The sequence below is a fragment of the Mycolicibacterium tokaiense genome (assembly GCF_010725885.1).
Lineage (GTDB): Bacteria > Actinomycetota > Actinomycetes > Mycobacteriales > Mycobacteriaceae > Mycobacterium > Mycobacterium tokaiense.
Map to the genome: position 1 here is coordinate 5,119,400 of NZ_AP022600.1, position 26,898 is coordinate 5,146,297.

11 protein-coding genes are annotated in these 26,898 nt (G+C 67.3%); 4 read left to right on the plus strand and 7 right to left on the minus strand.

The genetic code is table 11. The features are described 5' to 3' along the window. Positions 1–84: 84 nt before the first annotated feature. The 4 genes from G6N58_RS24860 to G6N58_RS24875 form a co-directional block, all read right to left on the minus strand. Positions 85–1,074, minus strand: coding sequence for a Gfo/Idh/MocA family protein (locus tag G6N58_RS24860; RefSeq protein WP_115281112.1), 990 nt, complete (start codon positions 1,072–1,074; stop codon positions 85–87). A gap of 16 nt (positions 1,075–1,090) precedes the next feature. Next, on the minus strand, positions 1,091–1,903 hold the full coding sequence (locus G6N58_RS24865; RefSeq protein ID WP_115282081.1) for a TylF/MycF/NovP-related O-methyltransferase: 813 nt from the start codon (positions 1,901–1,903) through the stop codon (positions 1,091–1,093). Between the two features lie 195 nt (positions 1,904–2,098). Then, on the minus strand, positions 2,099–3,412 hold the full coding sequence (locus G6N58_RS24870; RefSeq protein ID WP_115281111.1) for a glycosyltransferase: 1,314 nt from the start codon (positions 3,410–3,412) through the stop codon (positions 2,099–2,101). A 36-nt stretch (positions 3,413–3,448) separates the two neighbouring features. Next, positions 3,449–4,375 (minus strand): sulfotransferase family protein, encoded by a 927-nt coding sequence (locus G6N58_RS24875; protein ID WP_115282080.1) that lies wholly within the window; start codon positions 4,373–4,375, stop codon positions 3,449–3,451. A 439-nt stretch (positions 4,376–4,814) separates the two neighbouring features. Here G6N58_RS24875 and G6N58_RS24880 point away from each other — a divergent pair, with 439 nt between their 5' ends. After that, complete coding sequence (locus tag G6N58_RS24880; RefSeq protein ID WP_115281110.1) at positions 4,815–6,140, plus strand: condensation domain-containing protein; 1,326 nt, start codon at positions 4,815–4,817, stop codon at positions 6,138–6,140. Positions 6,141–6,161: 21 nt separating this feature from the next. Here the strand turns inward: G6N58_RS24880 and G6N58_RS24885 are convergent, their stop codons facing one another. Next, positions 6,162–7,664, minus strand: a complete 1,503-nt coding sequence (locus tag G6N58_RS24885) for an MFS transporter (RefSeq protein WP_115281109.1) — start codon at positions 7,662–7,664, stop codon at positions 6,162–6,164. Between the two features lie 623 nt (positions 7,665–8,287). Between G6N58_RS24885 and G6N58_RS24890 the strand changes: the two genes are divergently transcribed. The 3 genes from G6N58_RS24890 to G6N58_RS24900 are packed head-to-tail and all read left to right on the plus strand — an operon-like array spanning position 8,288 to position 14,508. Further along, entirely contained in the window at positions 8,288–8,719 is a 432-nt protein-coding gene (locus tag G6N58_RS24890; protein WP_115282079.1) for an MmpS family transport accessory protein, read from the plus strand. Beyond that, the gene (locus G6N58_RS24895; RefSeq protein ID WP_115281108.1) at positions 8,716–11,592 is read left to right on the plus strand and encodes an MMPL/RND family transporter; all 2,877 of its coding nucleotides are present in this window, start codon (positions 8,716–8,718) and stop codon (positions 11,590–11,592) included. The genes G6N58_RS24890 and G6N58_RS24895 overlap by 4 nt, the downstream gene beginning before the upstream one ends. Before the next feature lie 3 nt (positions 11,593–11,595). Continuing rightward, positions 11,596–14,508 carry an MMPL/RND family transporter gene (locus G6N58_RS24900; RefSeq protein WP_115281107.1) on the plus strand — a complete coding sequence of 971 codons (2,913 nt, stop codon included), beginning with the start codon at positions 11,596–11,598 and terminating at the stop codon, positions 14,506–14,508. Between the two features lies 1 nt (position 14,509). Here the strand turns inward: G6N58_RS24900 and G6N58_RS24905 are convergent, their stop codons facing one another. After that, positions 14,510–20,758 (minus strand): beta-ketoacyl synthase N-terminal-like domain-containing protein, encoded by a 6,249-nt coding sequence (locus G6N58_RS24905; RefSeq protein WP_115281106.1) that lies wholly within the window; start codon positions 20,756–20,758, stop codon positions 14,510–14,512. Next, positions 20,755–26,877, minus strand: coding sequence for a type I polyketide synthase (locus G6N58_RS31110; protein ID WP_163908396.1), 6,123 nt, complete (start codon positions 26,875–26,877; stop codon positions 20,755–20,757). The genes G6N58_RS24905 and G6N58_RS31110 overlap by 4 nt, the downstream gene beginning before the upstream one ends. Positions 26,878–26,898: the final 21 nt, after the last annotated feature.

Sequence of the window (26,898 nt, forward strand, 5' to 3'; positions counted from 1 at the left end):
CGAGCATGAATTTCTAGCAAATCACACCGAGGAATTCGGCCTGGGGTCGTCCCGTCGTCGCTGACGTGGACGGATGTCGTGCGGTCAGGCCGGAACGCGGACGGGCAGGCCCGCCGCCCGGTACATGGCATCGATCACGGACATGTTCTCGACGGAATCTTCGGGTGGGGTCAACGTCGGGGTCGCGCCCGCCACCGCCGCAGCGAAGGCATCGAGCTGATAACGGTAGCTGGGTCGCCGCGGAAAACGCTCCACCCGGCGACCGGCAGCAGTCCGGACCGAGAGGCGATGGAATAGCTGGGGTGTCACCGGATTGAGCACGGCCATGTCACCGCGGTCGCCGGTCACCCGGGCGCTCAGCCGCAACAGCGTCGACGACCACATCGAACACTGCACCCGTCCGGTGTGACCGCCGTCGAACGCCAGGTCGGCGCTCATTGCACGGTCCACGCGCGCATCGTGCATGATCGCCTCAGCGGAGACCACCCGCGGAGTCGACCCGCCGAGGGTGCGCACCAGGTGTACCGCGTAGCACCCCGCGTCCATCGCCGCGCCGCCCGCCAGGTCGTAGTTGTAGCGAATATCCGAGAACATCGGCAGCGGAAAACACATCGCGGCCTGGACCCGGACCAAGGTGCCCAGTTCCCCCGACGCGACGATGTGTTCCATCCTGCGCATCAAGGGGTGGTACCGGTAGTGGAATGCTTCCATCACCACCAGCCCGGTAGCCGACGCCAACGCCGAGATGTCGCGCGCCTCGACAGCATTTGCAGTGAAGGGCTTCTCGCAGAGCACGTGCTTGCCCGCTTCCAGTGCCGCGCGGGTCCATCTCCCGTGCAATCCATTCGGCAACGGGTTGTACACCGCGTCGATGTCCGGGTCGTCGATCAGGGCCTGGTAATCGGCAAGTGCCCGCGGAACGCCGTGACGGTCGGCGAACGTCCGCGCGCGTGCGACGTCTCGTGCAGCCACGGCCTCGACCACCACGTCGGTGGTACCGCGGGCCGGTTTGACGAGCGCCGTCGGGGCTATCCGCGCTGCGCCCAGCACGCCGATGCGGATCGGAGCTGTCATCTGAGCTGACGCAGGCCTATTTGCGCCACAACACACCGGTCCCGTCGATGTCGACGATCTCGGCCGCGATGCCGTGCTTGGCCCGGTAATCGAGAACAGCCTGCTGGCAGGCTTTCACGGCCAGAAAGTCGTCGACGATGCAGAATCCGCCGGTCGAGAGCCTGGGGTACAGCGCTTCGAGGGCCTGGATGGTCGATTCGTACAGGTCACCGTCGAGCCGGAGCACCGAGATCCGTTCGACGGGTGCACTGTGCAGGGTGTCCTTGAACCACCCGGGCAGAAATTGGACCCGCTCATCGAGCAGTCCGTATCGTTCGAAGTTGGCCTTCACCTGCTCTTGCGAGACGCCGAGGATGCCGGCCGCGAAGTCGGCTCTGATCCCTTTGTCTGCCTTGTAATTTGCCGGGTCAGACCGGGGAACTCCCTGGAACGAGTCGGCCACCCACACAGTGCGGCTGTGATCACCGTAGGCGGCCAGCACCGCACGCATCAGGATGCACGCACCCCCGCGCCACACTCCACACTCGATGAGATCACCGGGAACATCGTCCTCGAGCACCGTCTCCACACAGTGCTGCAGGCTGGTCAACCTCTCCATCCCGATCATGGTCTCGGCTTCTGCCGGCCAGTCGAGGCCGAGGTCCCGAGCGCTGCGGTCCGATGTGGTGGCACCCCGCAACAGCGGAGTCAACGTGTTCACGGTCTTGAGCAGAAGGCGGCGGCGCAGCGGCCACTCCGAGGGAACCCGCTCGTGCATACCGTACCGGGTGAGGTTGCGCCGAAGCAGATCCAGATAGAGCGACCTGACGTCGTGATCGGTAATCGTCACCTTCACCTCTGTGTTCGACTCGTGCGGTCCCCGGTGGCCGCAGCGGCGCTGAGTCTAGACAGCTCGGTGCCGCGGTTTGATGTGTTTGGTCAGATCATGGCGGGATCGGACTCGAATTCATCTGTCTCACTCGATGTTTGATGTTTGCGGGAGTAGCGAGTCTTCGACGGGACCGCGCGCCCCGGCGCTGGGGTCCTACTCTGCCGGGAACCGTTGCTGGGCAACCTCGGTGCCAGGGGGGTGACGCTGGGATGTGCGGGCGAAGTCCTCGGCGAGATCGGCCGCGGTGGCGACACTGTCGGCGGCGTCGGTCATCTCGGCGGCCACCGCGCGGGCTCTCATGGTGTACTCCGGACGAAGGATCACTCGCAGGTCCTTCACCAGCGTCTCTTCGGTGGTGGCCGAGAATCTCCGGGTGGCGCCCACCTTCAGGCCTTTGATGGCCGCTCCCCAGATCACCTGAACATCAGCCATCCACAGGATCAGTGTCGGAACACCCGCACGCAGGCTCGCCGCGGTGGTTCCCGCACCACCGTGGTGGACCACCGCCCGGCACGCCGGGAAGATCTGCGCGTAGTTCATCGCCTCGACGACCTTGACATGCCCGTGCTCCGGACCGCCGCTGAAATCGGTCCACCCGGCACACACCAGGGCCCGCTGCCCGAGCCTCCGGGTGGCCGCGGCGATCATCTCGAGCATGTCTGCCGGCGAGGCCACCGGAATACTGCCGAATCCGAAGCAGATCGGCGGCGTGCCCGTGTCGATCCACGTCATCACGTCCTCGTCGGCATCGGTCACGGAACCGAGCGTCAGAGTGCCGACGAACGGCCGGCGCACCCCGGGCTGGGCGGCCCATTCCTTCGCGAGCCCGGGGAAGCACAGATGGTCGTAAGCCTGGATCTCCAGGGAGTCGCGGGCAGCGATCCGGCCGGGCGCCGGACCCGAGGCAGGGGCCAGGCCGAGTTCTCGTCGCTGAACGTTCTCCACGGCGCGCACTCCCCGCCACACGAGCCACTCATAGGCCCTCATCAACGCCCGGATCACCGGCGCAGGCAGAGTCGGTACGAGGTGGCCGTTGACCCGGATCGGGAACCACAGCACGGTGGCCAGCGGGATGTCCCGGTACTCGGCGACATTCGCGGCCAACTCCTGGTAACTCACGCCGGTGACCAGGAGATCGGCTCCCTGGGTGAACATCTGCAGACATTCGCTCATCTCTGCCCAGGCCTGCATGCCCGGCTCCCGTGATCTCCTCAGGTACGCCGCGACGTCGCGGACCTTCCAGAAATTGCGGAAGAGGTAGGCCCAGAAGTCACGGGTGTCCTCCAGCCAGGCCTGGGTGCCGGGACCATAGGCGACGGCCGCCACGCCCCCGTCCTGCGCCGAGGCGATCAGGTCGGGTGGCACCGCCAGGCAGACATCATGACCGCGTCGGGTCAGCTCGCGACCGACGGCGATGCCTGGTTCCACATCGCCGCGGGTGCCGTAGAACGCCAGGATGAATTTCATTATCCGGATGCGCCTTTCACGTGCTCACAACGATCGTCAGGCCCAGGTGCCGGTGCGCCTGTGCACTGCTGCCAGCAGGCCGAGCGACAGGGTCACCACGGCGGGCGGGAGCAGTCGGTTCAGCGCCCGGTAGCGCCGGGCGCCGTCGAACGCAGCACCGAAACCCCGCTCGCCCGCGCGGTACGCGTCGTAGACCGTGTCCAGAACGTCGTGGTCGCAGGGCTCGTCGCGCGCGGCGGCGCTCAGCGCTGCGTACGTGACACCCAGCCAGTCCGTCCCGAACGGTTCGAACACCGGTCCGCTGGCCCGGTGATGACGTAGGTCCGGTTTGAGAAACTCCTCGATGGCCTCGACGTCCTGGCGGTCGAGGTCGATCTCCAGGGTCGCTGAGACCCGCTTGATCTCGGCACGCCAGTCCTGGAGCAGGCTCGAATAGCCGACGAAGACGCGGGGCACGCCACGGGTGTGGCGTTCGGCCAGCAAGGAGTACTTCAACCACCAGGCGCTGACCAGCTCCGGGGAGGAGCCGACGTAAAGCTGTCGACGGGAACGCTTGTGGACCGACCCGATGCACTCCCCCGGGTGACGTACCGCGATGACTGCTGCCACGTCATAGCCCGCACCACGGGCTGCCTCGAACCACAGATCGGACACCGCCGTCAGCTTCGGCTCCTTGATGACCACCACCGGCGCGGCAGGCAAGGTCGACAGGAACGAGCGGATGGCGGCGATGTCGGCGGCGTCGTGGCGCTTCGTGCCCCGTTCGAGGGACAGGTCGTACCCGGAGTTCCCGGACCGGCGCAGGATCGCCTCGTTCAGTGCGATGACCGCGCGCGGTTCCCAATAGCCGCGCGGATTGCTCGATGTGGCCCCCAGCAGATCTGCCGGAAGTGTGGTGCCGCACAACGACAACACCCGGGTCAGCGCCGACGTACCCGACCTGCCGAAACCAATCACGAACAGGACGGTTGGGCGGTCGCCGACCCCGGTTCGCTCACCAGGTTGCCCCAGAGCCATGTGTCAGGACACCTTTCGCAGCACTCCCGGGTCATTCAACCATTAGCTTGATCTGCATATTGGTGCATTTGGTGGATACTGTCGAGCTCCCGGGGAAAATGCGCCGCCCGAGCCGAGCCCGCGTCCCCCTCGCCGCTCCTGGGTACGACCTGGACAACGGGTTGCCGGTGAATCAGCAGAGCAGCAGCACTATTCACCGCATGGGGCGCTCCCGGTGACCGGCCAACAGGCCAAACACGGCCGGCCCGTACGAGGGTCGGTTATCCTGACGCCACACCTCGGCTGCGTCGCCCGAGCTCATATCACGGTCGGAGAATCAGAGTTGCCAGTTCTCGATGCTCGTACTGAAACGGGCCGCCCATCCACCGACAATCGGCTGGCACTGTTGGACCAGGCGTTCTATGAGGGGCACCGGGCGGTCGGGCAGCGCGAGGTCATGCAGGTCGGCTGGCTGTACGAGCGCTCGGTGGACATCGCAGGCTTGAAGAAGTTCCACGCCAATCTGGCCGGTGGGCTGCTCGGCCGCCAGATCGAGCGCTCCCCACTGCCGTTCGGCCGACATCGATGGGTGTGCGACCGTAGGCCGCCTGCTCTGGACCTCGCTACCCGTCCCCGGCCGCGGGCAGAGTTGTGCGACTGGTTCGACGAACGAACGCAGCTGCCGATCGACCCGGAGTCGGGCCCAGGCTGGCGACTGAGTGCCGTTCCCCTCAGCGATGGTGCCACCGCGGTCAGTTTGGTGTTGTCGCACTATGTGATCGACGGGATCGGCGGCGCCGTGGCCGTCACCGAGGCCGTCCTGGGGATGTCTCGAGACCTCGGCTATCCCCGTCCCGGCACCCGCTCCCTGCCCCGCGCGCTGCTCCAGGATGTACACGAAACCATCAGGGAGGCACCCGCTGTGGGACGCGCCTTCCTCGCTGCGGTGAAGGAGGCCCGGCGACGACAGCGTGACAAGGACCGATCGCCGGCCTCGCGCCGACCCGATACGGGACACCCGGGCGACGACACCCGGGTCACTGCGCCCAGTGTGTGGATCCGGCTACCCCTTGATCACTGGAATGCCCGTGCTGCCGAGCTGTCCGGCACCGGCAGCACCTTGGCGGCCGCACTGACCGCGTGGATCGACCGCCGCATGGGCCGCGATCACGGGCCCGCACGGGGTGTGCCGATATTGCTCACGGTCAACGATCGCAGCACCGCCGATGACGCCCGCGCGGTGGCCGTGTCCTTCACCCGGGCGGCTGTCGACCCTGCCGGGGTCACCACCGGCCTCGCCGAAGCACGGTCCGCGGTGCGAGACGCACTGGCCCACTTCAAGGACCATCGTGATGAGACCGCGGACCTCATTGCCCTGACGCCCTTCACGCCGAAACGCGGTTGGCAGCAGCTCATCGACTACGCGCTCACCGATCCCGAATCGCCCGCGTTGTGCTCCAGCCTCGGTGACACCGGGCCTGCCGCCATCCGCCCGGATGGCACGCTGTGTGACGCCGCTTTCGCCCGTGGAGCCAGTCAACACCTCACCCGACGCTGGTTGGAGCGGATCGGTAGCCAACTGCACGTCTACTACGGCACTGCCGCGGAGATCAACCAGGTCGGTATCTACGTGTGCGCCTATCACCCTGGATCGGTGACCTCGCGCGCTCTCCTGCGGGAACTGGCGGCCAAAGCGATCGCCGACTTCGGCCTCACCGCAACGATCGAGTGATACCGGCCGCGGTGTGGTACGTCAAACAACTCCGGATTCCGCGTCCTTGAGCGACTGCTGGGCGAATGCCACGTCCCGCGCGGTGTAGCGGATGAACATCGCCACCCCTGCCAGCAGAGCGGCAACTGCGGCCAGCCACAGCACTCCATAGGTGTAGCCCTGGTCCAGCAAGGCGACGTTGTCAGCGTCGACGGAACCGGCAGCGGCGCCGGAGCCTCGGGTGTGCAGCGTCATCACCACCTGGACAACCACCAGCACCAGCGGTCCTCCGAGGCTTTGCAGCATCACCACGATCGCAGATGCGGGCCCGATCCGATCTGCACCGACGCTGCCGATGAGCGACAGACCGAGCGGAACGTTGATCAGGCCGATGCCGATGGCCCCGATGATGATGGGTAGCAGGAGGTTCGGGAAATACGGCCCGTCACTGCTGAGATTGAGGCCTCCGCACAGTGTGCCTCCGAGGACCATGGCGGCTCCGGTGACCACCAGCGCCCTTGGCGACATCCGCGTGACCAGCCGTGAGGACAGCACCGTTCCGACCGCCATCGCGATCGCGATGGGGATGAAGGCCAGCCCCGCCCGCAGTGGGGGGTAACCCATGATGTTCTGCAGGTACAGCGCAATGAGAACGGTCAGCGTGAATGCCACACCGCTGACCAAGAACATCGCGATGAAGGTGGCCACCCGGTCGCGGTCGACGAACAGGCTGAACGGCACGATCGGGTTGTCGGCGCGCAGTTCCACCACCACGAACGCGATGAACCCGATCAGCGCGACGATGCCGAGAACGAGGGTGGGCGCAGAACGCCACCCGGCCTCCGGGCCCATCGAGAAACCGAACACCGCCGCGGTGAACGTCAGGGTGGCCAACACCGCCCCGGCTGCATCAAGACGCATCCGCTCGCGCTGCGTCTCGTCGAGCATCGTGTAGGCCAGACAGATCACCAGAACACCGATGGGCACGTTGAGGACGAACACCAGCCGCCACGACACCTCCGTGAGAATGCCGCCGAGAACCAGGCCCAGCACCGCACCGATGCTCGCCATCGCGCCGAACACCGCTGTGGCCGCATTGCGCGCCGGCCCCTTGGGAAAAGCTGTGGCCAACAAGGCAGTACACGTCGGCGCAACGATCGCGGCGGCCACACCGTGCAGCAATCGGGCGGCCACCAGGACCTCACCGTTCCACGCGACACTGCACAGCGCCGAAGCCGCCGTGAACAACCCCACCCCGATGATGAAGGTGCGCTTGCGGCCGATGGTGTCACCGAGGCGCCCGCCCAACAGGATCAGGCCGCCGAAGGTGAGCATGTAGGCACTGACCACCCAGGCCCGGGTCGCGTCCGAAAGCCCCAGCTCGCTTTGGATCCGCGGGAGCGCGAACACCACGATGGGCCCGTCCATGGCGGCCACGAGTTGGACGACGCCGATCGCCAGCACCGGGCCGATGAACCCGCGAGACCGCAGCCACGCCGGGAGGACACGTGCCGACCCGTCCAGAGTGGTCGATTCGGCCGCCATGGGGTCACTCTTCTCCGCGCGTTGTGAGCACTGCCGCTCCGGTCAGCGCCTGCCGCCGGGGCATCGAAGGGCGCTGTGCGCGATCACCCTAGCAGCCACTCCGGCCGGCGTGTCAGCGTTCGCCGCTCCGTGTGACCGTTACGTCTGCATCCGTGTGCGTAATGGGAGCAGTGCACTGCACCACGCCCAGCAACATTGCCGTCTTTGCTTGCTGGTGCCGACCGAAAGCCGATGTGCCAGTTCGCGGCGCACCCGTACCGGGCCGTCAACGATAACCACGCGGCTTTACTTCGAGCATTGACGGCCCACTTCACTGCCTGATCGGCGGGTGAAAGCAGTAGTCACTTGTCGGTGCCTCTCCGAAGACTGCCCCACCAGCCCGAGAACCGCTGATCCCAAACCACGCGGTGTTTGCGAAAAACACCATACGGCGGTGGAGTACATGATTGACTCTGGCGTCAATGACGTTCGCACCCTCTGCTGCGCCGGCGCCTGATGGCGCCGGCCCACCCCACGTGGAGCCGACCCGGGCCGACGTGGCCGTCGCGCGCACCTCGGACCATCAGCGCAGCGACCATGTGGCCCCACGGGCGCGCCCCCGGCGGCGCTCACCGGGCGCACTGATGTTCAGCGTCGCGAAGCGACTGTGGATTCCGCTGGTCACGGCGGCGGTCATTGCTGCCGGCGGGTGGGCGGTGTCGCAGCTCCACGGCATCTTCGGGTCCGACAACTCGGTTCCCTACGGAGACACCAGAACCGACGCCGCTCAGCCGGTGATGCCGAAACATCTGCGCTACGAGGTCTTCGGGCCTGCGGGTGCCACCGCCGACATCAGCTTCTTCGACGCCGACGGTGATCCCCGATTCCTCGAGGGGGTGGTTTTGCCCTGGTCGCTCGACTTCCCCATCACGTCGGCGACCGGCGTGGGAAGTGTTGCCGCACAGGGTGACAGCGACAGCATCGGGTGCCGCCTCTGGGTGGACGACACCGTGAAGGCCGAGAAGGTCGAGTACGCAGTCAGCGCCTTCACATCGTGCCTGCTGAAGGCCGCATGACCGATCGTCGTCGTGCCCGGCAGCGGCCCGCGGTCGCCGGGGCCATCCGCCGCTTCGCGGTGCCGATCATCCTGGGTTGGTTGATTGCCGTCACCGCCTTGAGTGTGCTGGTGCCCACCCTCGAGCAGGTTGAGCAACAGCATTCGGTGGCACTCAATCCCACTGACGCCCCGTCCTTCGAGGCGTTTGCCCGCATCACCGAGCATTTTGACGAATCGGCCGCCGGCGGCACCGTGATGATCGTGCTGGAGGGACAGCAAGCGCTGGGCCAGGACGCTCACCAGTTCTACGACAACCTCATTCGACAACTGCACGCCGACACCGAGCACGTCGCCCACATCCAGGATTTCTGGGGAGACGAGCTCACTCGGGGAGCGGCACAGAGTGCCGACGGTAAGGCGGCCTACGTCCAGGTGAGTCTCGCCGACACCGGTGAAGCGAGCGCCAACGAGTCGGTGGCCGCGGTCCGCCAGATCGTCGACCAGACCCCGGCACCGGAGGGCGTCCGGGCCTTCGTCACCGGTCCGTCGGCAATCGGGGCGGACATCGCCGCCAGCGGCAATCGGACGGTCATCCTGATGACCGTCGTCAGCATCGCGGTGATCTTCGTGATGCTGCTGTTGGTGTACCGGTCAGTGGTCACGGTGGTGGTTCTGCTGTTCGTGGTGGGCATCCAGCTGCAGGCCGCCCGGGGCGTCGTCGCTCTGCTCGGGTACCACGATGTCATCGGGCTCACCACCTTTGCCGTCAACCTGCTGGTGTCCCTGTGTATCGCGGCGGGTACGGATTACGGGATCTTCTTCTTCGGCAGGTACCAGGAAGCCCGCGAGGCCGGCGAGGATCGGGAGTCCGCTTTCTACACGACCTTCGGCGGCGTCGCGAAGGTGGTACTGGCATCTGGGCTGACCATCGCAGGCGCCATTGCCTGCTTGAGCTTCACCCGGTTGCCCATGTCCCAGACGCTGGGAATTCCGTGCGCCGTCAGCGTGGTGGTCTCCGTTGCCGTCGCGATCACGCTCTTCCCCGCGGTCCTCGCGGTGGGCGGCCGGTTCGGATTGTTCGAACCCAAACGCAAGGTCAAAGCACGCGGTTGGCGCCGGGTGGGTACCGCCACGGTCCGCTGGCCGGCGCCCATCCTGGCGGCGACCGTCGCCATCACCCTGCTGGGACTGCTGGCACTGCCGGGGTTCACACCCAGCTACAACGACCAGCAATACCTGCCCACCGACATCCCCGCCAACCAGGGCATGGAGGCCGCCGCCCGGCACTTCCCGCGGTCGGCCATGATGGCGCCGGAGATCCTGCTGATCGAGACCGACCATGATCTGCGCAATCCCGCCGACTTCCTGGTGCTCAACAAACTGGCGAAGGCGGTGCTGGCGGTGCCGGGCATCTCGGGTGTCCAGGCGGTGACCAGACCGGAGGGCACCCCGATCGCCCAGTCCACCATCCCCTACATGCTGAGCATGCAACAGGCTGGCCTGCAACAGTATTCGCAGTTCCAGAAGAAGCGCATGGACGACATGCAGCAGCAGGCCGAGATGATGACCGAGATGATCGGGATCATGAAGCACATGTACGGCCTGATGCAGCAACTGATCGGGACCACCCACGACATGGTGGCCAAAGCCAAAGAGATGCAGGAGATCACGAACGAACTGCGCGACAACGTCGCCGATTTCGAGGACTTCTGGCGGCCGATCCGCAACTACTTCTACTGGGAACCACACTGTTACGACATCCCGCTGTGCTGGTCGCTGCGCAGCATCTTCGACACCATCGACGGCATCGACCGGGTCAGCGGCAAACTCGATGAGCTGATCGACAACCTGGACCGGCTCGACGTGTTGATGCCGCAACTGCTGGTTCAGTTCCCGGAGATGATCGCGATCATGGAGAGCATGCGGACCATGATGCTGACGATGCACAGCACCATGACCGGCATCTTCGGGCAGATGGACGAATCCAACGAGAGCCCGACGGCCATGGCCAAGGCCTTCGACGCCGCGGAGAACGACGATTCGTTTTACGTTCCGCCGCAGGTTTTCCAGAACGAGGACTTCAAGCGGGTGATGAACGTCTTCCTGTCCCCCGACGGCACGGCCATGCGCATGCTGATCTCGCAGAAAGGTGACCCCGCCTCAGCCGAGGGAATCGCGCGGGTGCCGGCCATCAAGAGCGCTGCCGAGGAGGCGCTCAAGGGCACCCCTCTCGAAGGCTCCGCGATCTATCTGACCGGTACGGCGGCCATCACCGAAGACATCGTGATGGGCGCCAAGTACGACCTGCTGATCGCCGTGGTCTCGGCCATCTGTCTGATTTTCATCGTGATGCTGATCATGACCAAGAGCTTTGTCGCCGCGGTGATCATCGTCGGCACCGTGCTGACGTCGCTCGGTGCGGCGTTCGGGGTGTCGGTGTTCGTATGGCAGTACGTCCTGGGCATCGACATACATTGGGCCGTGCTGGTGATGGCCGTGATCATCCTGCTGGCTGTCGGTTCCGACTACAACCTGTTGCTGGTCGCCCGGATCAAAGACGAACTGCACGCGGGGATCAACACCGCGATCATCCGTGCCATGGGCGGTACCGGGAAGGTGGTCACCACCGCCGGGCTGGTGTTCGCGGCCACCATGGCCTCGATGATGGTCAGTGATCTCACCAGCATCGGCCAGCTGGGTACCACCATCGGGCTCGGTCTGTTGTTCGACACCTTGGTCGTGCGGGCACTGATGACCCCGTCGATTGCGGCGCTGCTGGGCCGCTGGTTCTGGTGGCCCCAACAGGTCCGCCCACGCCCGGCCAGTGCGCTGCTGCGGCCCACCGGGCCTCGCCCCTTGGTGCGCGCGCTGTTGCAGAGCCAGCGGCCCTGACCGGTGGCTGTCGGGAACGGGGGACACCAGCGCCCGCGGGCGGGCGGGTACGTCCGTGGGCTGTCGGTCCTGGTGATACTCGGGTGGACCGCAGTGACCCTGCTCCTGACGTTCGCGATCCCGTCCCTCGAGCAGGTCAGTCGCGAGCAGTCCGTCCCGATGAGCCCGAAGGACGCGCCGTCGGTGCAGGCCATGACGCGGATGGGCGCCGTCTTCGGCGAATCCAGCTCTGACAGTACGGCGATGATCGTCCTGGAGGGAGAACAACCCCTCGGTGACGCCACGCGTCCGTACTACGACCAGCTGATCCGCGACCTGCGCAACGACCCCCGGCACGTCGAACACGTGCAGGATCTCTGGAGCGACCGACTGACCGCCGCGGGCGCACAGAGCCCGGACGGCAAGGCGGTCTATGTGCAGGTCAACCTGGTCGGCGACAACGGCACCACCATCGGCCAGGAATCCGCCGCCGCGATCCGGGACATCGTCGACCGAACGCCGGCGCCACCCGGGGTGCAGACCTTCGTCACCGGACCCGGCGCGTTGGTGGGCGACATGCAGCATGCCGGCGAGCGTTCCATCCTGAAGATGACGCTGATCGGCGCAGTCATCATCTTCGCGGTGCTGATGGTGGTGTATCGCTCGGTGATCACCGTGGTGGTGCTCTTGATCACCGTCGGCATCGAATTGTTCGCCGCTCGCGGCCTGGTCGCCTACCTCGGTCACCACGATCTGGTGCTGCTGTCCACGTTCGCAGTCAATCTCCTTGTCGCGCTGGCCATGGCAGCGGGAACCGACTACGGCATCTTCTTCTTCGGCAGATACCAGGAGGCCCGCCAATCCGGACAAGATCCTGAGACGGCGCTGTCCACCACGTTCCGGGGCGTGGCGCCGGTGGTGCTCGGCTCGGGGCTGACCATTGCCGGCGCACTGCTGTGTCTGAGCTTCACCCGCATGCCCATTTTCTCGACCATCGGCGTGCCGTGTGCGGTGGGCATGCTGGTGGCCGTCGTGGTGGCACTCACCCTGTTGCCTGCCGTACTGGCGGTCGGAGGCCGGTTCGGACTGTTCGACCCCACCCGGCGGATCGGCATGCGCCGGTGGCGACGCATCGGCACCGCCATAGTTCGTTGGCCGGCACCGATATTCGCGGCCACCATGGCCGTGACCCTGCTCGGCCTGGTGGCGCTGCCCGGTTACCGGACCAGCTTCGACGACCGTCGCTACATCCCGGCCGACGTCCCGGCCAATCAGGGCTACGCCGCTGCTGACCGGCACTTCTCGCAAGCCCGGATGATGCCCGACATCCTGATGATCGAGAGCGGGCACGACATGCGCAATCCCGAAGACTTCATCGTGTTGCACAAACTCGCCAAGGCTGTTTTCCAGGTACCTGGGGTGTCGCGGGTGCAGGGCATCACCCGCCCCGAGGGGACACCGATCGAGCACACCTCGATCCCGTTCATGATCAGCATGCAGAACGCCGGCCAGCAGCAGATGATGGAGCACATGAAAAAGCGGGTCGACGACCTGCTTGCGCAGGCCGATCTCATCGGCCGGCAGGTCGCGATCACCAAGCGGATGTACGACATCCAACGTCAGGTCACGGAGCTGACGCACAATTCGATCGTGGGCACCAAGGACATGACCGCAATCATGGGTGAGCTACGCGACAGCATCGCGAACTTCGACGATTTCTTCCGGCCTCTGCGCAACTACCTCTATTGGGAGCCGCACTGCGTCAACATCCCGATCTGCTGGTCCCTACGAAGCATTTTCGATTCGATCGACGGTGTCGATGTCCTGACATCCAAGATGGACGAGTTGGTGGTCGAACTCGATGCGATGGACCAGTTGCTTCCCCAACTGCTCGATGTGATGCCGCGTCTGATCGCCAACATGGAATCCATGCACCGCATGATGCTGACCATGCACAGCACCATGTCCGGCATCTTCGAGGTGATGAACGATTCCACCCAGGACACCACCGCGATGGGCATGGCGTTCGACGAGGCCAAGAACGACGATTCGTTCTACCTACCGCCTGAGGTGTTCCAGAATCCCGACTTCCAGAAGGCCATGGCGTCCTTCCTGTCCCCGGACGGCAAGGCGGCGCGCTTCATCATCTCCCACAAAGGTGATCCCGGTGCGCCGGAGGCGTTGGCGCGAATCGATGAGATCACGGCCGCCGCCGAGGAGGCGCTCAAGACCACGCCGCTGCGGGACGCCGACATCTACATCGCCGGCAGCGCATCGACTTTCAAGGATCTGCAGGAAGGCTCCCAATGGGACCTGTGGATCGCCGCCGTCAGCGCGCTCTGCCTGATCTTCCTGATCATGCTGTTCCTGACCAGGAGCTTCATCGCGGCTCTGGTGATCGTGGGAACGGTGGCCCTGTCCCTGGGCTCCTCGTTCGGGCTGGCTGTGCTGATCTGGCAACACATTCTGGGCATCAACCTGCACTGGATGGTGCTGCCGATGGCGGTGATCGTCCTGCTCGGAGTGGGATCCGATTACAACCTGCTGCTGGTCTCGCGGATGAAGGAAGAGATCGCGGCAGGCATCAACACCGGCATCATCCGCGCCATGGGCGGCACCGGCAAGGTTGTGACGAATGCCGGGCTGGTATTCGCTTTCACCATGGCGGCCATGGTGTTCAGTGACCTGCGGATCATCGGTCAGGTGGGCACCACCATCGGCATCGGGCTCCTGTTCGACACTCTGGTGGTGCGGGCGTTTCTCACCCCGTCGATCGCAGCGCTGCTGGGCCGGTGGTTCTGGTGGCCGCAACTGGTGCGGCCCCGGCCGGCCAGCCAGATGCTGCGCGCGGTCGGTCCGCGTCCGCTGGTGCGAGAGTTGTTGCTGCCCGACAACCGCGACCCGGACACCATCGAGATGGCCGGGCCGCGAGTCTGATTCAGACGATGATGCGCACGCCCATCCCGGTGGTGTCGTAGATACACAGGTCGTCGACCCAGAATGCACCCTTGAAGACGATCAGTGTGCCGGCGTCATCGCTTGCGGTGGCGAGGATCTCGATCTCCGACCGGGTTCGCTTGTTGGTGGGGACCACCTGCCCGCGGAACCTCCAGTTGAACGACTGCCCCACAGCCACCGGCTCGAACACCGACCCCTCGCCGGCGAGGCCTGCCAGGCGCGCCGTGGCCCGGGCGGCCTGTTGCATGGCCTCGAGCCCCAGAGAACCCGGCTGGACCGGGTCCTGGAAGAAGTGCGCCTTGAAGAACCAGGCCTCGGGATGTACGTCGTACTCGGCAACCAGCCGCCCCAAGCCGGCCTCGCCCCCGCCCGGCCAGAATTTCAGCCGGTCGATCACCTGAAGTCGATTCTGCGCCAACTCCGGAGATCCGCCGAGTTCGCCATAGCCCATCGTCACCGGAGCGGTGACCGACAACGCCTGCAGCGCGCCGGGTGCCACCCGCAGACCCACCTGGTTCTTCAGCGCCTCGGGGCTGAAGAAACCGAAGGCCGTCTTCATCGTCATCACCACGTCGACGCCCTGCGTGCACACCACATCGAAGAAGACGATCGTCGATCCTCCGCCCTCGGCAAAGCGGGTCAGAGTCGATGTGACCTTCAGGGTGCCCACACCGGCGGCTTTGTGCAGGACCACATCGTTGCCGTCGAGGTTGCGGAACACCACGTCGTCGGAGCGGTTGGCGGCGAATCCCATGTAGGACGACAACCAGCCACAGGGCTGCAGCAGGATCTCGATCAGGACCGACAGCGGCACGGCGCCACAGCGACCGTCGGCAAAATACCATTCGGCCTCCGGCACATCATATTCCGCGACCACGGTACCGCCGGGAGTGGGGATGCCGGGCGGGCAGTCGATGCTGCTGATGCGCGACACGAAGTGGTACGGCTCGTCGGGCAGGCGTGGTGCGCGGCGGGTGCCGTCGAACGGTGCGTACAACGCACCGAAGGCATCCGATGGCTTGCCGCGCGCACAGGCGAGCAGCGCGCCGTGATCGCCGCGCACATCCTTGCCGTTGGCCAGGATGTGCGCCGGCCCGGGGGCCTGCGGCATCGGCCAGTCCGGGACCAACCGCATCCCGAACCGCCGGCAGTGGAACACCTTGAACCCGTCGCTGCGGCACAACAGGGCGGCGTACACCGTGGGTGTCGGACCGTCGATGATCTCCTCGATGAACACCTCGTAGTCCAGGTGATGGTCCCAGTCCGGGATCACCTGCCCACGGCACACGAAGCGTGCCAGTTCGTCCGGGACCGGCTCGAAGCGCCAACCGTCACGCTCGACGGTGAACCCGTAGGCGGCCATGGCGAACGACAGTGCCTGCGTGGCGGCGTCGGCCATCAGGGTGCCCGGCATACACGGATCGTTCTTGAAGTGGCCGTCGTAGAACCAGGCATCCGTGGGCACTTCGGAAGTGGCGCGCAGGTAACCGCGCCCCCACGGGCCGCCGTGGGGGTCGAACTCGGCAATCTCGTCGAACAGGCGCAGGCGTCCCCCGGGGGTGGCCGGCGTCCGGGTGTGGGCCGCGGCTCGCTCGAATCCGGCACCGAAACAGGCATACGCGCGCCCGTCGACAAACGCGTCGAGGTCGGCGCGGCCGAACGAGGTCTTGGTGGTGACACACGGCGGCTCGTCGCGCCGCGACCCCTCCCGCGGGGCGTCGGTGTCGGCATTCCACAACACGCCGTCGGACTGGGCCAGTTCGTCATCGGAGAAGAAGCCGGCCTGGCCGTTGCGGACGGAGATCATCAGCCGGTCACCGATGTAGCAGTCGTAGTGGAAGAAGAACAACCGGGTGTCACCGGTTGTGGCGTGACCGTCGATGTGGATGTCGTACCGCAGGGTGTCACCGGCACGTGGCAGCTCCCCCATGAACGTCAGATCACACCCGAGCAGGCGGTAGACACGCTCGCTGCGGTTGGAGAAGTCGGCGCCCAGCCAGGATGCCAACAGCAGATCGGCCTGACCGGATTCGATGACCACGCCCGGCGACATCCGCCCGTTGTGCATGTACCACGCCGCAGGATCCACGTCGGTCTCGGTGACGATCCGGCCGGTACCCATCGTGCCCGGCTCACCCTCGATGCTCATCACCCGGTCGGCCAGCAACAGCGGCGGTTCGGGCATCCGGACCAGGCGGGGATACCGATCGAGTTCGGCGAAGCCCGGCCCGAACACCTCCGAAATCGCGCCACTGGCCAGCGTTTCCAGTTGAGCCCTGTTCCACAGCGGCGCCGGCGGGACCGGGTGGGCCGCTGGCGGCGAGGCAATGGGCGCCGCGGCTACCGGCGGCACCACGGGCGGTGCCGGGACATCGGGCGGTGGCGCACTGCGCCCCGTCGCCATGGCCACCATCTCGGCGCGCATGGCCAGGAAATCCTGGTGCGCCCGGGCCTGCCGTTCGACGAAGTGAGCCTGTGCCGCGCCGGCGGCGGTCACCAGGTTCAACGCAGCAGCCATCCGGTCACCGAGTGCGGCGGGCGCGGCGGGGCGTTGGTGGACCACCACCTCAGCGGTGGGCAGCGCCACGGGGGTCGGCTGGGCCGGGGCAGGCGGCATGGCTTGGATGAGGGCGGGGTCCGGTGCCGGCATCGTGTCCTTCTGGGATGTCTCGGGCACGGAGACGATGTCCGGCCAGTGTGCGGGCACTGTGATGGCGCGGCCCGGTTGTGATGTGGAGGCGGAGAGCTCACGCAACCGCGCCATCCGAGCGTCCACGGCATCCACATCGACCTCGACGCCGTGCACCCACAACGTGGACACACTCTCGGCCAGCGCGCGCAGACCGCGGCGCTCCTGCGAATCCAGTGCGACGGCGACGTGGGGACGGTCGCCGAGGATCTTTCCGACCGCGGCGGTCAGGATGCCGCGCGGGCCGTGCTCGACGAACACCCGCACACCGTCGTGCCACGCCTGCAGCACAGTGGCGGGAAAATCGATGGGTTCCAACGCCTGCCGCGTGATGGCGTCGGCTGCAGTGTCCGCGGTGGGCGCGTACGCCCGGTTGTGCGCATTACTGTAGAACCGCACTCCGGGTGCCTCGTGGGTCCGGCGCCGGTGGATGCGCCGCCAGGTGTCCGCAAACGGGGCCATCGCGCTGCAGTGGATCACCATGTCCAGTCCCAGCGGGATGGCCACCGCACCCTCGGTCGCCTCGATGACGCGGCGGCAAGCCGCCGGGTCCCCGCCGATCACGCAGTCGTCGGGTGCCTGCACGATGGTCATGTAGGCGCGGTCCTCGGTGGACAGCGCCGCCTCGACCTGCGCCTTGGGAGCGGTGATCCGCCAGCACTCCCAGGGTGCCGGTCGGTCACCCAGGCCCCAATCCGCAGCCGCCACCGCGCATCTGCCGGTCAACTGGTCGCCGTACATCCCGGAGGCCTCGATCTCGGCCAGCATCTCCTCGAGATCCCGCCAAACCCCGAAAGCCAGCATGGCGTTGGTCTCCCCCGACGAGAGCCCGATCGCCGCGGTCGGGTTGAGGCCGAGCACGGCACGGGAGAACTCCGCGTGCGACTGGCAGACCACGGCGCATCCGGTCAGTTGTGCGCGCGGGTCCAGAGTCGTGACGTCGGCGCCGTACATCGCGGCCGCAAGGTCACCGACCCCGGGGAGGCGGGCGGCCAGCGCGTCGCCGATCTCGGGCCACGCCAGCAGCAGATCGCGTCCGGCACCCGGGTAGGCCGCAGCCGCGCCGGTGAAGCTGAAGGCCAGCTCACCGGCGATGGGCCCATCGGCGAATGCCACGCCGGGTCCGCTCGGAACCTGCCCGGCATCGAGTTGGTGCACCACCATCTGCCGCTGGGTGTCCAGCGTCGAAGTCCGTTCTGCGACCAGCGAACATCGCACGGGACCGGTCCCACCGGGGTTCCCGGCAACAAGCCGCCCGCGCAATTCCCGACGGTCGGCTGCGGCGTAGCGCTCGATCATCGGCACCGCCGCGACCGTCCAGGGTTGCGGCGCGTCCACCGCGGTCAGGGTGACGCCATCGGTGCGACCGCCGATCGACTCGATGGAGACGTGTGAGCGGACGCCACCGGGCGCCGGTTGCGCTCCCGCGCTGTCCACCCGAACCCGCGATCGCAGGGCCACCGCCCTGGCGGCGACCTCCACGGCCGCGCCGGCGGCGTGCGTGCGACCGAAGCGCTCGGCAGCGGTGTTGGTCTCGGCGCCGGCGGAGTCACCCGCGGTGTCCAGGACCGCGATGATGGGGTCGCCGGCCGCCTCCGCATCGGCTCGCCGTTTCAGGACGAACGCCACCGCGGCGTCCCCCGGCTCCGCACCGGCACCGGTCTGCACCGCCTCGGCAGCGCTCTGATGCGCACGCTCGCAACACATGTCGACGGCGCCCGCAACCACGGCGTCGAGTTCCCCGCTGTGCAGTGCCCGCGCTGCGATACGCAAGGCGGTGACCGCGGACAACTCCTCGCTGGACACGGTGAAGCCGAATCCGCGGAAATCGCGCTGTGCGTGGATGCGGTTGGCCGGGATGTTCGGCATGGTGCCCACCACGGCGTCCGCGGTCAGCTGCGGCGCGGAATCGGTGTTGGCGAGCAGCCAGCCGTCATCGTCGGCGTGCACCACACGCAGACGCTGTCGGGCGATGGTGGCATCACAGCCCATCCCGACGATCACCCCGGTGCGCTCCGGATCCGTCGTCACCTGTGAAAGGGCCTGAGCCGCTGCAGCCAGCATGGCGGTCTGTTGGCTGAGGCTGGCATGCAGTTCCACGGGCGGAAAGCCCAGCCCGGCGAGGTCGAGGGATACCGACTGCATCGGTGTGGCTGCCGCCGGGGTGCCCAGCGCGCGCCGCCGGAAGGATTCGGCGTCGGCCGCGTCTCCGGTCAGCACGCCCAGACCGCAGACCACGATGTCGCCGCGAAACAGGCGCGTGGGTGCGCACGCACGCCGAGTGGGTGCATGGCTTTCCACGATCAGGTGGGCGTTGTTGCCACCGAATCCGAAATTGCTGACCGCCGCCCGGGTGAGGGGGCCGTCCCAGGCCGCGGCGGTGGTCGACAGCTGGTAGGGCGTATCGCCCAGCGCGCGGATCGGGTTGTCGCACAGCACAGGTGGCGTGGTACCGGCCTGCATGGCCGACAGCACGTTGATGAGGCTGGCGGCGCCGGAGACGGTGATGGTGTGGCCGAGATTGCCCTTGAGCGCGCCCAGCCTCAGCGGCACCTCACCGTAGGTCGACATGATGCTCTCGAGTTCGGTCGCATCCCCGAGAGGGGTACCGGTGGCGTGGCAGTCGACATAGTCGATGTCCGACGGTCCCAGACCCGCCTGCTCCAGCGCAGCAGACATTGCACGCGCCTGCCCGGACACGGCGGGGGCCAGGAATCCGCTCTGCCTGCCGTCATTGGACAGCCCGATTCCGGTGATGACGCCGAGGATCTGGTCACCGCGCCGCTGGGCGTCGACCACCGTGCGCAGAGCCACCAGGGCGGCACCCGCGGAGGGCACCAGGCCGTCGGCCGCGGCGTGGAACGGACGGGAGCGACCGGATGGGCTCAGCGCCTGCAGAGACGTGAAGCCGAGATGCAGGAACAGGTCGTCGGCACCGTTGATCCCGCCGGCCAACATCAGGTCGGCGGCGCCGTCATGCAGCGCGTCGCACGCGAGCTTGATCGCGTACAGCGACGACGCGCACGCCGCGTCCAGTGCGAACGCCGGACCGGTCATCTGCATCGCGCCGGCCACCAGCTGCACCGGCAGGCCGGAGTTGAATCGGTTGCGTGGATCGACGTCACCTTCGCCGGACCACACGCTTTCGACGAACGCCGTGGCCGATGCGCTCGGGTAGGACAGGTTGCCCACGATCAGCCCGGTACCGGGCTCGGCCACCGGGCTGTCGAGCGCCCGCTGGGCGCAATAGGCCAGCCAGTGCACCAGAGGATCCAGCTGCGCGAAGCCCGGTATGGGCAAGGTGATCCCGGCCAGGTCAGCATCAGCAGCGATGTACCCGCCGGTGGCCGAGGCGACACGCAGTCCGGCGGTGCGACTGGCCTGCAACGCAGCGGGATCCACCCCCCGCCAGTGGTCCCGCGGCGTTGGTGACAGCAGGCTCTGACCGGCGAGTGTGGCACGGAACAGCGCCTCGGGTGAGGTGGCTCCGGGCAGGACGCAGCTGCGCCCGACGATGGCGACGGGTTCGAAATCGCTCACGCCGAGCTGTCCGCCCCGCTGCCGGCGACGTAGAACTCCACCGCGGCGAGTTCGGCCACCAACTGTCCGTCGCCGGACTCCAGCACGATGTCGAAGTCGACCTGCTTGTCGCTGACCGGGTACGCGGCGAGGCGACACCGCAGTGCGGAAGCCGCATCGACCGGCCGGTGCAGGACCGCGCGCCCGATGCGCACCGGCAACACCAGTGGCCGTCCGTGCACACCTGACCAGAGGATGCCCAGCTGCAGCCCACCGTCCACCGCAGCTGCGTCGATCGCCCAATTGTGCTGTGGCCAGCCCAGTTCGTGCAGTCCCTTGACCGTGGCGGTCCCGCCACCGGGCCCAACGGTGCCGAGTTGGTCGAGGGCGGCGAAACGCGGTCCGTGGAACAACCGGTCGGTGTAGGCCTGCGCCACGCTCATCGGCCAGTCGGCCCCGGACGTCTCGGGCACGAACAACCTGGGCACCGCGCTGTCCTCGGGAACCACCGCGGCACGATAGCGCTTGCGTCCCTCGCCGTCGGTGACGGTGACGGTGTAGGCCGGCCCGGCGGGTTCGAAATCCAATGTCAGTTCCTGCTTCTCGCGATCGGCGAAGGTCACCCCCGAGAGCACCTGGAAGTCCTGCACCACACACCGCTCACCGGCGAGCAGGCCTTCGGCTGCGCGCAGCATGGCATCCACCACCATCACCACGGGCACCACCACGCGGCCACGGACCTGGTGATCCACCAGCATCGGCAGGATCTCGGTCGAGACGTCCCAGTCCAGGCGGGCGGTCCGCAGCCGTGGCTGCGCGGGTGCGGCCACCACGATCGCGGTGGCCGGTGATCGGCGCAGTGCATGGTCGGCGAAGAACTGAGCGCCCTCCTCGAGGGGAATGACATCGACGCCCGAGCTCAGGAATCGACTCTTGAGCGTTGCGTCCACCATTCCGCCGTCCCAGGGTCCCCACCCGAAGGCACGGACCACGCAGTCGCAGCCCCGGCTGACCGACTCGCGCGCAGCGATGGTCTCCAGGGCGGCGTTGGCGGCGGCGTAGGCCGACTGCCCGGGGTTGCCTGCCCGCGCAGCGATCGAGGAGAACAACGAGATGAAGCGCAGATGGTCGGTGGCTGTTGCGGAGAGCAGCGCCTCGGCACCCATCACCTTGGTGGCGAACACCCGGGTGAACTGGGCCTCATCCAGGTCCTCCAGGCGGCGGTCTGCCAGCACTCCCGCACCGTGCACCACTCCCACGATGGGACCAAGGTCCTGCCGGACTTGGTCCAGTACCCGCCCGAGCTCAGCCCGGTCGGCGATGTCGACGGCGAAGTAACGCGCCGTGGTGCCCTGCTGCTCCGCGCCGGCGAGCGTGTCGCGTACCTCCTGCTCGGCCAGCAGGGCCGCCGCCTGGGAGCGAGCTTCCGGCAGACCCATCTGCTGACCCCGCTCCCGGGCGGACGCCACCAGGGCCGTGGCGATCTCGGTCAGAGTAGTGCCCTGGGTGCGTAGACCGGCGGGCTGCTCGCGCAGGGCGGTGCGGCCCAGGAGCGCCAGTTGCAGGCCGTGGCGTTGTGCCAGGGCCAGCGCCGAACGGGCGGTCACGCCCCGCGCGCCGCCGGTCACCACGACGACGCCGCCCTCGTCGACGCTGATGTTCTCCCCCATGGGCGACATCTCGGCGTCATCCACGGCGACCAACCGGCTGCCGTCATCACGCAGCGCCACCTCCACGCCGCTGCCCCCGGCCAACAGTTCGGCGGTGAGTCGTTGTGCGTCCAGGGTTTCCATGTCGACGGCCCGGACCGATCCGTTGGGCCATTCCCATGCCGCGGTCTTGGCCAGGCTGGCCACCCCGAGGGCAACGTCGGATTCGCGGAAGCGGCCGCCGGTGGACTGCACGGTGACGAACAATCGTGAATGCCCGTTGCTGGTGGCGACGCTACGGGCGGCGCGGAACGCGCGCAGGTGCATGTCGACGCCGTCCTGGGCGCTGTTCACCGGCCCCAGCGCGGCGAGGCTGATGACGGCGCTCGCCTGCTCCGGCACTGTGTCGACCACCCGTGCCTTGATCTCATGGGACGTCATCACCTGTTCGAGTTCGGCGGCGAACTCCGGGTCCTCATCGGTGATGAACACCTCACCGTCGCGCAGGCCCGCCATGGCGAGCCCGCTCGGCGGGGCGCTGCGGAACTCCACCTCGGTGGTGCGCAACCCGCCCGACGGGGTGGGTTCCCCCGAATCATGCTGTTTTTCTTGTTCTTCGGTGGATTCCTCGTCTGTTCCGAAGCCACCCAGGGTGTCGACCACGTCCTGCAGCGTGCGCAACCGCGCCAACTCCGACGCAGGCACCTGCGGAGCACCCGGGAACCGCGACTGCAACGCCGCCAAGATCTCGACCTGCTTGATCGAATCGATCCCCAGCTCGGCCTCCATCTCCATCTCCAGGCCCAGCATCGCCACCGGATAACCCGTCTTCTCCGACACCACCGACAGCACCACATCCCCCACCGGCTCACCCACCACCGGCTCACCCACCACCGGGGTCCCCGCCGGCACCACAACCGCAGCGCCAGAACCGAAATCCGCCAGCGAATCCACCACGTCCTGCAGCGTGCGCAACCGCGCCAACTCCGACGCAGGCACCTGCGGAGCACCCGGGAACCGCGACTGCAACGCCGCCAAGATCTCGACCTGCTTGATCGAATCGATCCCCAGCTCGGCCTCCATCTCCATCTCCAGGCCCAGCATCGCCACCGGATAACCCGTCTTCTCCGACACCACCGACAGCACCACATCCCCCACCGGCTCACCCACCACCTGCACCGGTGCCGCGGTCGCAGGTTGCGGCGTGGGGGGTGTGCTCACCGGCGGCGCGGGCGGCTGCGGCGCCAGAACAGGAGGCGCCGCGAAAGAGGGCATGGCGACCGGAACGGCGTCCATCGGTGCGGTGACGGGCGCGAGCGCCGGCGCGGCAGTACCTTCCGGAGCCCCGTTGCCGACGATCTGCGCCATCATCTGCGTCGCCATCCCCAGGAAGGCCTGATGGCTCTCGGCCACCGCGTCGAGGTACCGCTCGTGCTGGTCGGCAGTTTCCTTCTGCAGGCGATCGATCACGCTCCAGGCATCCTGGGACAGCGGTGCGTGCGCCGCTGTCGGGACGGTCACCGCGGCTGGAGCAACGGGCTTTGGCACGGGGGGCTGGGACACCTGGGTGTGGGTCAGCGGAGCCGCCGCCATCGGCTGCACCTCCGCGATCGGCGCCACTGCGGCGGCAGCCGGCGCCGACCGGGCTTTCACAACGTCACGCTTGGGAGTGATCACCGCTGCGCCGTCCGCCGGCGGATACGGTTTGCCAAGGTTCGCTCCTCCCACCCTGACGGCATGTGCCGGCGGTGGATTGTGCTTGTCGGGGATCTCGTAGGACTCGAACAGCGCTGCCAGGTCCAACGCCACGCCGTCAGCAGCCAGAGCCGCCAGGCCACGGTGCCAGCCGCGCAGTCCGTCGACCTTCGGATCGTCGAGCGCCACAGCTTTGTGTGGCGTGCCATCCAGGATCTGGTCGACCAGCCGGGTCAGCACGCGGCCCGGGCCCACCTCGATGAACCGCGTGATGCCGTCGCGGGACATCGCCTCGATCATCTCCCGGAACCGCACGGGCTGACGGACCTGATCTCCGAGTTGGTCGGCCACCGACTGCCCGTAGGGTTGCGCTGTCGCGTTCGCGTAGACCGGGAATGCGGCCGCACCCAGTTCCAGCGTCGTGAGGTACTCCGTCAGCGGTGCCGAGCTCGACGCCACGATGGGCGAGTGGAACGCCGAGGCCACCGGCAGGCGCACGGTGGTCAACCCCGCCGCTCCGGCCGCGGTCTCGACCCAGCTGATGTCTGTGCGATGTCCGGCCACCACCACCTGGGTGGGGGCGTTGTCGTTGGCGATGACGAGCGTTCCGATGTCCGCCGGGGCCGAATCCAGCAGTGCGCGAACGGTGTCGGCGCCGGCGGTGACGGCGAGCATCGCGCCGTCCTGCCCGCTGCCGGCCTCTGCCATCAAAAGTCCACGCGTGCGTGCTGTCTCGGCCAGCCGGTGCACCGGCAGAACGCCCGCGGCGGCCAGCGCCGTCACCTCGCCGAAACTGTGTCCGGCCGCAGCCTCGGCGGTGACACCCAACAGATCCAGCAACGCCAGCTGCGCCCGGCTCGTGGTCGCGATCGCCGGTTGCGCATTCTCCATGGCAGTCAACGCTGCAGTGTTGGCCTCAGACACGCTGGCGTCAAAGGCGGGTTCGGGGAACACCACGCGATGCAGATCGGCCAGGTCACCGGCCAGGTCGTCCCATACCCGCAGTGCTGCCGGGAAGGCCAGCGCCAGATCGGCGCCCATGCCGACGTACTGACTGCCCTGCCCGGGAAACAGGAACGCGGTACGGCCTGCTCGCGGCTGCCCCACACCGACCGCGATATCGGGGTCTTTCAGCTGCGTCGCCGTTCCCTGCGCCAGCGCACTGCTCAGTCGCTCGATGAGCCTACGCAGACTCGCGGTGTCCGCGGCGACCAGCCCTGCGCGAGCCGGGTGGGTGGAGTCGAACTCGCGGGCACAGTCGTAGGCAATCCGGGCCAGGCTCTCCCCGGCATCGAGCGCTGCCGCCACGGTGTCGAGTCGCGGCCCCAGCTCGGCTTCGGTGCCGGCGCTGATCAGCACGAGTTCACTCGGCAGCGTGCGAAGCCGCTTGGCCCGTTGCGCGCCGCGGTACTCCTCGAGCGTCACGTGGAAGTTGCTGCCGCCAAAGCCGAATGAGCTGACACCGGCACGCCGGGGCTGATTGCCGGAGCGAATCCAGGGGCGTGTCTGGGCGTTGAGGTAGAACGGCGTGTCGTCCAGCTCCAGTGCCGGGTTGGGCCGGTCCACCTTGAGAGTTCCGGGCAGTGTGGAATGCTGCAGCGCCAGTATCGCTTTGATCAACCCGGCAGCGCCCGCTGCAGCCTTGGTGTGGCCGATCTGGGACTTGACCGAACCCAACGCGCACCGCCCCGCCGGGTCGGTGAACACGGACTTCAAGCCGGCGAACTCTGCGACGTCGCCCGCCTTGGTGGCGGTGCCGTGCGCTTCGACGAGTTCGACGGTGCTGGGTGCGTACCCGGCGCGCTCGTAGGCCCGCCGCAGTGCCTTGGCCTGTCCCTCTGAGCGGGGGGCGTACACGCTGGACGCCCGGCCGTCCGACGACGACCCCAGACCCCGGATCACGGCGTGGATCACGTCACCGTCACGCTCGGCATCGTCGAGTCTCTTGAGCGCCAGCATGCCCACGCCTTCGCCGATGATGGTGCCATCAGCGCCGTCGGAGAACGGTCTGCAGTCGCCAGTCGGCGAGAAGGCCGGGGTCTTGGAGAAGCACATGTACATCATGACGTCGTTGAGGGCATCAACACCGCCGGTCAGCACCAGATCGGACTCGTGCAGATACAAGCGGTGCAGGGCGGTCTGCAGCGCCGACAGCGAGCTGGCGCACGCCGCGTCCACCACGAAGTTGCTTCCGCCGAGGTCCAGCCGGTTGGCCACCCGGCCGGCGACGACATTGCCCAGCAGCCCCGGGAAGGTGCTCTCCTGCCACGCCGGGTAGTTGTCGGCGATGTCCTGGCAGATGGTGTCGGCCTCGTCTTCAGCCAACCCGTTCTCCAGCAGTGCTTTACGCCAGACCGGGCGCTGCATTCGTGAGCCCATCTGGACCACGAGTTCGGTGGTGGATGCCACCCCCAGCACCACGTCCACGCGGTCGAGGTCCACGTCGGCTCCCCCGCGCATCGCCTCGTCGAGAACCTTCCTGGCGGCGATGAGCGCCAGGATCTGCGCTGAATCAGTCGAGGGCAGCGCATTGGGGGGCAGGCCGAACCGGACCGGATCGAACAGCACCGGGTCGATGAAACCACCACGCTTGCAATAGGTCCGATCAGGAACTTTGGGGTCCGGATCGAAGTAATCCTCGATCAGCCAGTGGGAGGGAGGTACATCACCGATGGCATCCCGGCCACCGATCACGGTGCGCCAATAGCCGTCCAGCCCGGGCTCGCCCGGATAAATGGCCGTCATCCCGATCACGGCGACCGGGGTGGCTGATGCGTGCTTTTCGGGTTCGGTCATGACACCTCTCATAGGCCGGAC